The organism is Nonomuraea longispora (genome assembly GCF_004348345.1).
Taxonomy (GTDB): domain Bacteria; phylum Actinomycetota; class Actinomycetes; order Streptosporangiales; family Streptosporangiaceae; genus Nonomuraea; species Nonomuraea longispora.
Window position 1 is genome coordinate 1 of the sequence record NZ_SMJZ01000247.1, and the last position, 11722, is coordinate 11722.

Annotated in this window: 10 protein-coding genes; 7 read left to right on the forward strand and 3 right to left on the reverse strand. The window is 70.8% G+C overall.

Translation table 11 applies throughout. The annotated features are described in order from the left end of the window. Positions 1 to 59: 59 nt before the first annotated feature. Positions 60 to 398, reverse strand: a complete 339-nt coding sequence (locus E1267_RS38935) for a hypothetical protein (protein ID WP_132340531.1) — start codon at positions 396 to 398, stop codon at positions 60 to 62. A gap of 75 nt (positions 399 to 473) precedes the next feature. Between E1267_RS38935 and E1267_RS38940 the strand changes: the two genes are divergently transcribed. Continuing rightward, complete coding sequence (locus E1267_RS38940) at positions 474 to 1310, forward strand: aldo/keto reductase (RefSeq protein WP_132340533.1); 837 nt, start codon at positions 474 to 476, stop codon at positions 1308 to 1310. Between the two features lie 58 nt (positions 1311 to 1368). Here E1267_RS38940 and E1267_RS38945 read toward each other — a convergent pair whose 3' ends face one another. Further along, positions 1369 to 3072, reverse strand: a complete 1704-nt coding sequence (locus E1267_RS38945; protein WP_132340535.1) for a glycosyl hydrolase family 18 protein — start codon at positions 3070 to 3072, stop codon at positions 1369 to 1371. A gap of 278 nt (positions 3073 to 3350) precedes the next feature. On the opposite strand from E1267_RS38945, the gene E1267_RS38950 reads away from it, so the two are divergent. Further along, positions 3351 to 3689: a luciferase domain-containing protein gene (locus E1267_RS38950; protein ID WP_246064548.1), complete on the forward strand. Its 339-nt coding sequence runs from the start codon at positions 3351 to 3353 to the stop codon at positions 3687 to 3689. 72 nt (positions 3690 to 3761) lie between these two features. On the opposite strand, the gene E1267_RS38955 is transcribed toward E1267_RS38950, so the two are convergent. Continuing rightward, positions 3762 to 4403, reverse strand: a complete 642-nt coding sequence (locus tag E1267_RS38955) for a GntR family transcriptional regulator (RefSeq protein ID WP_246064546.1) — start codon at positions 4401 to 4403, stop codon at positions 3762 to 3764. Between the two features lie 219 nt (positions 4404 to 4622). On the opposite strand from E1267_RS38955, the gene E1267_RS38960 reads away from it, so the two are divergent. From E1267_RS38960 to E1267_RS38980, 5 genes are all read left to right on the forward strand, one after another. Beyond that, a complete protein-coding gene (locus E1267_RS38960) occupies positions 4623 to 5126 on the forward strand; it encodes a hypothetical protein (RefSeq protein WP_132340541.1) in 504 nt (167 codons plus the stop codon). Further along, on the forward strand, positions 5126 to 6640 hold the full coding sequence (locus E1267_RS38965) for a hypothetical protein (RefSeq protein WP_132340542.1): 1515 nt from the start codon (positions 5126 to 5128) through the stop codon (positions 6638 to 6640). The genes E1267_RS38960 and E1267_RS38965 overlap by 1 nt, the downstream gene beginning before the upstream one ends. Beyond that, positions 6637 to 7938 (forward strand): VWA domain-containing protein, encoded by a 1302-nt coding sequence (locus tag E1267_RS38970; protein WP_132340544.1) that lies wholly within the window; start codon positions 6637 to 6639, stop codon positions 7936 to 7938. Before E1267_RS38965 ends, E1267_RS38970 begins: the two co-directional genes overlap by 4 nt. Positions 7939 to 7949: 11 nt before the next feature. Further along, the gene (locus E1267_RS38975) at positions 7950 to 9065 is read left to right on the forward strand and encodes an ATP-binding protein (RefSeq protein ID WP_132340546.1); all 1116 of its coding nucleotides are present in this window, start codon (positions 7950 to 7952) and stop codon (positions 9063 to 9065) included. Beyond that, on the forward strand, positions 9062 to 11722 hold a 2661-nt coding region (locus E1267_RS38980), incomplete at its 3' end, for a DUF5682 family protein (RefSeq protein WP_132340548.1). The genes E1267_RS38975 and E1267_RS38980, both read left to right, overlap by 4 nt.

An 11722-nucleotide genomic window follows, 5' to 3' on the forward strand; every position in this document is an offset into this window, starting at 1 on the left:
GGGTTCGGGTGTGTCGCCCGCGACCGGCCCATGTGGCGGGCCGGTCCCGAAGCAAAGGGTCAGCTGGGGGAGTCGGCGGGCCGGTGCCCGTCCGCGGCGGCGTTGCGGGCGGTGGTCTGCGGCGGCGCCGGCGGGGCGTCGCCGATGCCGCCGGTGTCGTTCGCGTACGTGCCCGCCAGGGTGGCGATCGCGTCGGAGTTCACGTCGGAGTTCACGTCGAGCGCCCTGTCGTTGACGTTCCTGACGCCGTCGCACGCGCTGTGGTAGCACGGGTCGAGCGGGACCCCGGCGGTGCCGCCGAAGACGGCGCCCTCCCCACGCTCTTGCGTGAAGCAGAACGCATGGTTGCTCCTCGAAGGTGAGGTGAAATGCGCGTGCGTAGCCCGAGACGTATGCATCAATCAGGGGCATAGGAAGATGGGTCCTGTATCCGTTGAATCACGGACTCGGAACGTTGCACCTTGGGAGGCCAGATGTCCTACTCGCCCGGCACCTTCACCGTCGGTGGCAAGAACGTCCGCCGTCTCGGCTTCGGCGCCATGAGCCTCACGGGGCCGGGCGTCTGGGGGCCGCCGCGCGATCACGACGAGGCCGTCCGGGTGCTGCGCAGGGCCGTCGAGCTGGGCGTCGACCTCATCGACACCGCCGACTCCTACGGGCCGTACGTCAACGAGGAGCTCATCAGGGAGGCGCTGCACCCCTACCCGGAAGGGTTGCTGATCGCGACCAAGGCCGGGTTCGTACGCCCGCGGCCGGGCCAGTGGGAGCCGGTGGGGCGGCCCGCGTACCTGCGGCAGGAGGTCGAGATGAGCCTGCGCAGGCTCGGGCTCGACCGGATCGACCTGCTGCAGCTGCACCGTATCGACCCAGTCGTTCCGCTGGAGGACCAGGTGGGCGAGCTCAGGGCGCTGCGGGACGAAGGCAAGATCGGCAGCGTCGGCCTGTCCGAGGTGAGCGTCGAGGAGCTGGAACGGGCGCGGCGCGTCGTCGAGATCGCCACCGTGCAGAACCGCTACAACCTCACCCTCAGGGTCTCGGAAGGGGTGCTGGAGCACTGCGAGAAGGAGGGCATCGGGTTCATCCCGTACAGCCCCATCGCCAAGGGCAGGCTGGCCGAGCCCGGCGGTCCCGTGGACCACGTCGCACAGGCCGTCGGCGCCACGCCCGCGCAGGTCAGCCTGGCCTGGCTGCTGGCCCGTTCCCCGGTGACGATGCCGATCCCCGGCACGTCGACGGTCGCCCACCTGGAGGAGAACCTCGCCGCCTCCGCCGTGTCGCTGACGGCCGAGCAGGTGCGCGAGCTGGGCTGAACCGTCCCGCCGAAGGGGCCGGCCCGATCAGTGCGGGCCGGCCCCTGACGGTTCACCGTCAGCCCAGGCCGTTCCTCATGGCCGTGAGCAGCTCGGCGTTGGAGGTGTCGCCGCTGAGCTCCCAGAAGAACGCGCCGCCGAGGCCCTGGTTCTTCGAGTAGCTCATCTTGCCGCCGATCGTGGCCGGCGTGTCGTAGCTCCACCACTGGTTACCGCAGTGGGCGTACGCGGTGCCGGCGACCGTCCCCGTGGCGGGGCAGCGGGTCTTGAGCACCTTGTAGTCCTCGATGCCCGCTTCGTACGTGCCGGGCGCCGCCCCGCTCGCCGTGCCGCCCGGCGCGGCCTGCGTGACGCCGGTCCAGCCGCGGCCGTAGAAGCCGACGCCGAGCAGCAGCTTGCTCGCCGGGATGCCCTTGCTCTTCAGCTTCTGGATCGCGGCGTCGGAGTGGAAGCCGGGCGTCGGGATGCCGTTGTAGGACGTGAGCGGTGAATGCGGCGCGGTCGGGCCCTGCGGGGCGAAAGCGCCGAAGTAGTCGTAAGTCATGACGTTGTACCAGTCGACGTACTGCGCGGCTCCGGCGTAGTCGGCCGCGTCGATCTTGCCGCCGTTGGTGCCGTCGGCCGTGATGGCGGCGGTCACCAGGTTGCCCGAGCCGAACCGGGCGCGCAGCGCCTGCATGAGGTTCCTGTACGCGGCCGGGCCGCTGCTGTCACAGGAAAGGCCGCAGGCGTTCGGGTATTCCCAGTCGATGTCGATGCCGTCGAACACGTCCGCCCAGCGCGGGTCCTCGACCAGCCGGTAGCAGGACTCGGCGAACGCGGCCGGGTTCTGGGCGGCCTGGGTGAAGCCGCCGGACCAGGTCCAGCCGCCGAACGAGAACAGCACCTTCAGGTGCGGGTGCTTCTGCTTGAGCTTGCGCAACTGGTTGAAGCTGCCGCGCAGCGCGCCTGGGTCCCAGGTGTCGGCGACGCCGTCCACGCTCTCGTTCGCCTGGTAGAAGCGGTCGTAGTCGGCGTGGCTGTCGCCGATCGCGCACTGGCCGTTCTGCACGTTGCCGAAGGCGTAGTTGATGTGCGTCAGCTTGGCCGCCGAGCCGCTGGTGTCGATGTTCTTGACGTGATAGTTGCGCTGGTAGACGCCCCACTGCACGAAGTAGCCGAGCACCTTGTTCCCGCCGTCGCCGGGACCGCCCGGGTCGCCGCCGTCGCCCTCGGCGGTGGTGGCGTTGACGGTGTTGCCGGCGGCTGAGCGGTTGCCCGCGGCGTCGCGAGCCCTGACGGTGTAGGAGTAGCGGGTCTCAGGGCTCAGCCCGGTGTCGGTGTGGGTGGTGCCGGTGACCGTGCTGACCAGGGTGCCGCCCCGGTAGACCTCGTAGCCGGTGACGCCGACGTTGTCGGTGGAGGCGTTCCAGGCGAGCGAGACGCTGCGGTCGGTGACGCCGGTCGTACGCAGGTTGCCCGGCACGCTCGGGGCGGTGGTGTCGCCTCCGCCGCCTCCGTCGCTGACGCGCTTCCACAACGCGGGGACGTTCGGTGGCTCCCAGCCGGGCTGGGAGGTGTGGCTCTGGAGGCACTCGTACGTGACGCCGTTGTGGGTGACGCGCGCGCCCACCGTGTAGGCCGTCCATGTGGACCAGTCGGCCATGGCGGCGACGGCGGAGGAGGAGGTGGCGGCCCATGACGGGGCGGCGACGAGGACGGTGAGCGGCAGCAGTAACGCCGCCAGCCCGGCGAGGGTCTTGCGCAGGGTGGTGTGTCTCATGATTCTCCGACATCCGGTTGGGGGGTGTACGGGATGGGGATGCCACAAGGAAACTATTAGTAAAGTTTCCTTATAATATGGACGGTAGCCGCAGGTCGGGGGGGCGTCAATACGCGACGCTCAGATGGCGAAATATCATCAGAATCCGGCTCTGAAGGCGCGTGCGCGCCCGATCCCGCCGGAAGCCGTGAGCGATCTCACCGGACGGATAGATAACGGTTGCGGAACGGTCGCTGACGTGGAGGTGTACCGTGCCTCAGCATTGAGGCGTGGCAGGGATGACCGCCTGGCGGCGGACCGTTGCACGCCACGGGCCCTACGTGGTCCGTGCGGTTGCCGAGTTCCGATCCTGGCCGGCGATCGTGGTGAGTGACACCCGGCGCGGCCCCACGTTCACCGTACGCGGAACCGAGATCCTGAGACTGGCCGGCGCCGACGAGGTGCAGGTGCGCCTGACCGCGCCGGCGATCGACCGGCTGGGCCCCTATCTGCGCGAGTGCGGCCAGGTGATGGCGTGCCCCGACCGGGCCTGGGTCACCGTGCAGCTGGATGGGGAGCCCGACCTCGACCTGCTGTTCGCCCTGACCAGCGTGGCGATCAAGGAACACGTGGCCTGACGTCCGTACCGATTGCCCAGGCGATCGTCGACAATTCATCGCCGACCCGCGAGTGAGTCGGTGCGGGGCCGGTCAGCCGTCGGAGGCCTCCAGCGCTTTCGCGACGCTGCGCAGGTGCTGCTGCATCGCCGTCTGCGCGGCCTCCGGGTCGCCGGACACGATGGCCGCCACGATCAGCTCGTGCTGCGGCAGCGACACCGCGGCCCGGCCCGGCTGCCGGGCGAGACGGAACTTGTGCCGCACCACCTGCGCCCCCAGCCGTTCGATGATCACTGCTGAGGTGCGGTGGCCGGCGATCTCGCGGATCTCGGCGTGCAGGGCGGCGTTCAGCTCGGAATAGCGGTCGAGATCGTTGCCCTGCACGGCCGTACGCATGGAGGTGACGATCTCCCGCAGCCGCCCGGCCTGCTCGGGGGTCACCCGTTCCGCGGCCTTGGCGGCCGACAAGCCCTCCAGCACCATCCGCACCTCGGTGATCTCGACGGCCTCTTCCTTGGAGACCGCGCGGACGCGGGCGCCCTTGTTCCTGAGGATCTCGACCAGGCCCTCGGCGGCCAGCTCCTTGAAGGTCTCGCGCACCGCGGCGCGGGTGGCGCCGAACTGCTCGCACACGTCGGCCTCGATGAGCCGCTGGTTGGGCACGAAATCACCGCGGAGCACCGCTGCTCTGACCCGTCCGGTCAGCGTCTCCTCCTGCGGGGACCCTGGGGGCACACGATCCTCCCGATGCCGTACGAACCCATCCTGGTCAGCAATATTATCGACAACCCGCCCGTCCCGTTGGGCGTACGGCGGCATCGCAGCCGTTGATCGTTCCGGGTCGGTTCTGTCGGTCGTGTGGGGTAAGTTCCCGGACCATGATCAGCCGTTCGCGGCGGCGCGGGCACTCCCGCCTGCGCCCCCGCACCGGCTGGGGCGGGAGGTTCTGAGGTCGTGAACGCGGACGAGACCGCGTGGGAGCGGCGCAGCGTGGTGCCTGTGGTGCCGCCTGTCGCGCCGCGCAAACTGGCGAAGGTGCCCTTCGTCGAGCTGGCCGATGGGCGGTTGCAGGGGGTGGTGTCGAGCGGATCCGACATCGAGCGGGTCTACGTCTCCTCGATCACCGCCGGCACCCACGCGCTGAGCTGCAGCACCAACAACAACCGGCCGTGCGGCGCGCTGCACGGCCACGCCTGCAAGCACATCCGCATGCTGGCCGACGAGGCGGTCGTGCAGTACGGCCTCGACCGCGTGGCCCGCTACCTGCGGGTCGAGGTGCCGGCGGGTGACTCGCTGATGAGCTGCATCCACGGGCAGCCCGAGCGCACCCCGGCGGCCGTGGTGTTCAGCCGGTTCCTGCGCCATCTGGCCTATCTCGAAGTGGCCGACAGCACCGATCCGCTGGCCGAGCTGCACTGGTTCCCCTCGACGGCCCCTTATAAGGAGGTGGCGCGCTGATGCTGGACGTACAGCTGGGTGAGGTGCTCGCGGGCGGGCCCGAGGGCGCCGATGAGGCGCTCGACCTGGTGGCGGGGTTCGACGACGCGCTCACGCTCGGGTTGGCCCGGGTCGGCGAGGACGCGGCGGCGGCGCTGTCGGCCCTGGCGGGCGCGCTGGCCGCCAGCCCGATCGGCGATCGGGTGAGCGAGGCGGCGGACAAGGTGGCCACGGGGTCGATCGCCGGCGAGCACCTGGCGGCGCTCGCCGGCGGACGCGCGGCGTTGTGCGGCGCGGTCCACGACGCTCTGCTCGGCCGCCTCGACACGGCGCTGGGCCGGCCCCGCACCCCCTGGAACCCGGCGCCGGGCGCGCCGCGACCGGACCGGCCCCTGGGAGGGCAGGCCGCCTCCGGTGATCCGCGCGACGGGCAGGAGGCGCGCTCGGGGGATTCGCCGGGTGGGCAGGAGGCCGGTTCGGGAGATGGGGTGCCCGTCCAGGTGCCGGGGCATCTGCTCGACGGGTGCCGGATGTGGTTGCGTGAGCTGGCCATCGTCGGGTGGCGGGGCGTCGACCACGACCTCGCCGGCGCGGCAGACCAGGCCATCGAGGCGCTGCTCGCCGTGCCGGAGCTGCGCGGGCTCGCGGTGCTGCTCGACGGCCTGGCGGCGGAGCTGCGCGCGTCGAGCCCGGTCGCGACGATGGACCGCCTGCCCGCGCGCAGGTGGGCCGACCTGTGGACCCGCGGCCTGCTGCTGGCGCAGCGGGGCCCGTGGCACGGTGGCGCCGAGCCGGTGTCGGGGCGGCTGCTGATCCTTGGCGCCGACGTGCACGAGCACGCCACCGTGGTGCGGGCGCAGGTCCACGGCGTGCTGGAGCCCACGCGAGGAGGACAGGCGAGACTGGTGCGCACCAGCGTGGCGGCCGCCAAGGTCGACACGATCGTCGGTCCGGCAGTGTGGCGGCTGATGGGCGCCCATCCGGTGTTGCTGGGCGCGCTGGCCGGTCACCGCAGCCTGGAGATCACGGACATGCCGTTGCTTCCGGGTGGCGACCTGGTGTGGCACGACGACCGGGCCGCCGCGGGCGAGCCCGCCGACCCGTTCACGACGGCGCGGGTGGCGTTGCCCGGGGTGAGCGCCCCGGCCGTCCCGCCGCTCGACCGCCATCCCGTACGCATCGCCGAGCCCGTCCTCCTGGAGGGCTACTCCGTCGTCGATGGCTCGCTCGACCTGTCCCCGGCGGGAGGCGGCCACGCGCTGCCGCTCGGCCTCGACCGCCTGCCGCGCGGCGGCCCGCTCACCCCCGAGCTCGTGGCCGCCTCCTCGGCGTGCATCGGCCTGATGCGCTGGGACGGCCGCTGGGTGCTGCAGCCGCTGGCCGTCCAGGCGACGGTGAAGAAGAAGCCGGTCGCCGCGCACAACGGCGACTGGGCCATGGGTCCCACCGACCCCAAGGTGGTCAAGGCCGAGGCCAAGGCCGGTGACGTGGTCGCCGTGCTGCGCGAGCGAGCGGGACGGCTGTTGCGGAAATGACCGACATCTTGGAAAACGCCGACATGACCCGGCGTCAGGTGCTCTACTGGCGCCTGCTTTCCCGGCTGTTCGGCCCCGACGAGCAGCCGGCACTCGAGACGGCCGGCATGGCCATCGTCGAGGACCTCGGCCTGCCGCCCGGGCTGCTCGACCCCGGGGTGTCGGTCGACACCCTGGTGCAACGCTTCCCCGAGCTGGGCGACGAGCTGCGCGACCTGATGGCGGACAAGGAGCACGAGCAGGGCTCGGAGGTGCGCCGCGCGGCCCTGGTCTCCAAGCTGCTGCTCAACGTGTTCGCCACCGGCTCGGGCAACGTCACCGCGGCCCGGCTGGAGAGCTGGAAGAACGACGCGGGCTGGTTCGAGAAGGGCATGGGCTGCGAGCCGGGCGGGCTGCGCCACCGGGTGGGCGACGAAGAGCTGGCCGCGGTGCTCGCCGGCATCGAGGGTGACCTGGTCAAGCGCATGCACCTGCGCGAGGTGCTCGCCGACCCGGTCCTGTCGAAGCAGCTGACGCCCAGCATGTCGCTCATGGAGCAGCTGCTGCACGACAAACACAACCTGTCGGGGGTCGCCCTGGCCAACGCCAAGGCGCTGATCCGCAGGTTCGTCGACGAGGTCGCCGAGGTGCTGCGCACCCAGGTGGAGAAGGCCAGCGTCGGCGAGATCGACCGGTCGGTGCCGCCGAAACGGGTCTTCCGCAACCTCGACGTCGAGCGCACCATCTGGAAGAACCTCACCAACTGGAGCCCTGAGGACCAACGCCTCTACGTCGACCGGCTCTACTACAAGCAGACCGCGCGCCGCACCACCCCCGCCCGGCTGATCGTGGTCGTCGACCAGTCGGGATCCATGGTGGACGCGATGGTCAACTGCACCATCCTGGCGTCGATCTTCGCCGGCCTGCCCAAGGTCGACGTGCACCTGGTGGCCTACGACACCCGGGCGCTCGACCTGACCCCGTGGGTGCACGACCCGTTCGAGGTGCTGCTGCGCACCACGCTCGGCGGCGGCACCGACGGCACGGCCGCGATGGCCCTCGCCAGACCGAAGATCTCCGATCCGCGCAACACCGTGATGGTGTGGATCTCCGACTTCTACGACAACCGTTCGCTGATCACCGACTTCGAGGCGGTGCACCGCTCGGGGGTGAAGTTCATCCCCGTCGGCTCGGTCAACAGCTCCGGCTCGCAGAGCGTCGACCCGTGGTATCGCCAGAAACTCAAGGACCTGGGCACCCCGGTGCTCTCCGGCCACATCCGCAAGCTCGTGTCCGAGCTCAAGAACTTCCTCACCTAGGAGACCCCCGCATGAGTGACGATATGCTGCGCGCCCCCGCAGAGGTGAAGTACGCCGAGGAGCTCGACTGGCTCGAGTCGATCGACGACGGCCCCAAGCCGTTCTCGTGGCGGCTGAGCCCTCGCATGATCCGGCTGTTCATCCTCGGCTCCGAACGGTCCGACGGGCTCGAGCGGGAGATCGCGCAGAAGTGGTTCGGCGACCGCAGCTTCGTCGAGCGCAGCATCGTGACCCTCGCCTCCGACCGGGGCCTGCTGCTGATCGGCGACCCTGGCACGGGCAAGAGCTGGCTGGCCGAGCTGTTGTCGGCGGCCATCTGCCGCAACTCGACGCTCGTGGTCCAGGGCACCGCCGGCACCACGGAAGACCACATCAAATACTCGTGGAACGTCTCCATGGTCATCGCCAAGGGGCAGTCGCGTGATTCGATGATCCCCTCGCCGATCATGACGGCGATGGAGGGGGGCGTGATCGGCCGCTTCGAGGAGCTGACCCGCTCCACCAGCGACGTGCAGGACGCGCTCATCTCGATCCTGTCGGAGAAATACGTCTCCATCCCCGAGCTCGACGACGACAACATCGTCTTCGCCCAGCCGGGTTTCTCCATCATCGCCACCGCCAACAGCCGCGACCGGGGCGTCAACGACCTGTCGTCCGCGCTCAAGCGCCGCTTCAACTTCGTCCGCATCCCCGTCGTGACGAACAAGAAGAGCGAGGCGGAGATCGTGCGCTTCCGTACGGAAGAGCTGCTGCGCCGTCACCGGATCGAGCTGGACCTGCCGCCCACGCTGCTCGACATCCTCCTGCAGAGCTTCGCCGACCTGCGCTCCGCCGCCTCCTCGGCCACCAGCGACGACGAGAAGCTGGAGTCGGCGCTGTCGACGGCCGAGCAGATCGGCGTGCTGGAGGACGCCATCCTGCACAGCCACTTCTTCGGCGACCGCACCCTGCGCGCGCAGACGCTCGCCGGTTCGCTGGTCGGTTCGCTGGCCCGGCGCAGCCCGGAGGACCTGGCGATCCTGAACAAATACTGGCACGGCGTCGTCGAGCCCCGCAGCAAGAAGGACGGCGGGCAGTGGCCCGAGTTCCTCGAGGGCGGCCGCGAGGCCATCGCCACGCTCTCATGACCGGCCAGACGAGCCCGTTCGGCTCGCTCCGCGAGCAGCTGCTCGACGCCGCCGAGACGTTCGCCGACAGTCCCGTCGCCGTGTCCGGCATCCTGGCGGGGCTGGTCGACGACGTCGACAGGGCGCTGCGCGAGAAGCTGGAGATCTTCCCCGTCTGCCACCACTCGCCGGCCTCCGCGCTGGCGATGGTGCGGCGGCTGCGCGAGAAGCAGCCGAAGGTCATCTACCTGGAGTTGTGCGAAGACCTGCAGCCGCTGCTGACCGAGTTGCGCAACTGCCGGCTGCCGGTGGCGGTGCAGGCGTTCGCGACCGACCTCGACGGCTTCCCCAAGTCGTGGGCGCCGCTCAGCGTGGTGGCGCCCATCACCGAGGCGTCGGCCGAATACCAGGCCATCGCCTACGCCCTCGAAACGCCCGGCGTCGAGCTGGTGCTGGTCGACCGCTCGACCGACCACGTCTTCCAGTGGGCCCCGAAGGAGGACGCCAAGGAACGCAACGAGGAGGCCGGCCTGCACGGCGACGCGGTGGGCGTCGAGATCGGCGACCTGCGCCCACGCTTCGCCGAGTTGGAGGAGCACCTGCTGCACCACGGCAAGGTGCGCCACTGGTCGGAGTGGTGGGACCAGTACGTCGAGCAGCCGCTCTCGGGTGCCGACTACGACACCTACCGTCAGGTCATGGTGCTGATCGGCAGCCTGTTCCGCCGGCTCACCCCCGACGGCGACCGGCTGGCCGCCGACGAGGACCGCGAGCGCTACATGTGGACCCGGATGCGCGAGCATCTGGCCGCCGGTGGCGCCGACCCCGGCGACTGCCTCTACGTGTGCGGCGCGTTCCACGCCGCCAGCCGTGTCGAGCAGTTCGGCATCGAATCCACGGCCCCCTACACGATCAGCCCGCGCACCGGCACGAAGTGGCTGTACGGCCTCATCCCGTCCAGCCACTCCGCCATAGAGGCGCAGTTCGGGGTGGCCCAGGGGTCGGTGTCGATCGCGGCGGCCACCTGGGCGAAGGCGGTCACCCGCACCAAGCTGGCCCCGTTCCAGCTGGCCGGGCAGAAGGGCGCCCGCAAACGGGCGGCCAAGCTGCCGCCGCCGAAGGCCGACGAGGCTCCCGCCGACCGGCTGACCGGGTTCCTGTCCCGGCCGCCCGCCCTCGACGCACTCGACGAGGCCGAACTGCTCGGCTGGTGCGTCGACATCGTCCGGCTGGCCCGGCGCAACGGCTACCTGGCCAGCACCGCCGACGCCATCGCGGTGTTCGAGACGTCGATCCTGCTGGCCGGGATGCGCAACAGGGCCAGGCCCACCCCCTACGACTTCCAGGACGCGGCGGTCACCTGCATCGAGAAGGACGTCGTGCCGGGCCGCCGCGACGTGCGGCGCCTGTGCGAGATCCTGCTCGGCGGCGACCGCGTGGGGGAGGTGGGTTACGACGCCCTGCCGCCGCTGGCCAGGAACGTCTACGACCGGCTCGCGCCGCTCGGCCTCGACCTGGGCAAACGTACGATCCAGCGGGCGCTCGTCGACCTCGGTGCCCAGCCCGGGCTGGTGCCCTGCTCCGACCTGCTCTGGATGTTGCGCTACCTCCTCCCCGACGACGCCGTCCGGCCCATCATGGGTGAGCGCAGGCTCGGCGAACGGTCGATCCAGGAGAGCTGGGATCTCGCGTTCGGCAAGCACCAGCGCTCCATCATCGAGCTCGGCTACGAGGGCGTCACCATCGAGCAGGTGCTGGAGCAGCGGCTGCGGCGCTCCGTGTGGGATCCCAAGGCCACCGCCGCCGTCGCGCTGGCGGCGGTCGAGGACGCGGTGCTCTTCCTCGGCAGCCGGCGCTTCGCCGACGAGCTCGGGGAGCGCGCCGTCGAACTGCTCGCGGCCGAACGCGGCGTCGACGACGCGCCGGAGGTGCTGCGCAGGATCCGGCGGCTGCTGGCGTACTACCGCGCCAACGAGCCCGAGCTGCCGGCCTGGTGCGAGGCGTTCGTGACGACCGGCTACGCGCACTACTGCACCCTGCTGCCGACGGCCTTCGTGGACGACGACACCGGCGTGCGGCAGGTGGGGGCCATGCTGGGGTTCCTGTTCACGATGGAGAGCCTCGCGCTGGCGCTCGGCTGCGACCGGGCGCAGCTGGAGCTGGCTGTGCAGCAGTCGCATCCGGAGGCGCCGGCCAAGGCGGCGCTGCTGTGGGCGGCGCACACCCAGCTCGGGCTGCTCACGATGGCCGACCTGCGGGCGCGCTGCGACGACCTGCTCGCCAACCCGCTGGTCATCCCGTCGTTCCCGCAGTACATCATGGGCTTCGTGCACGCGATGGAGCCCGCTCCGGCACTGTCGGGGTTCGTGGTCGAGGTGATCTCCAAGGCGTTCGGGCGGCTGCCCGACAGCGTGCTGCTGCCGTGGCTGCCCAAGCTGATCACCACGCTGCGCTCGGGGGCGGCCGACCTGGTGCCGGTGCTCGTGCGTGAGGCCGGCCGTACGTTCCCCGGTTCGCTGCCCGCGGTGGACTCGTGGGTGGCGCCGTGGTCGGCCCGGCCCATGCCCGCCTCGTCGGTCGCCGCACCCGTGGCGTCCGGGCCGGTGGCGGAGCTGCTCATGGGGCATCCGGCGGCGTGCGACGGGGTGGCGGGGCTGCTCGGCTGCGAGGGTGAGTGG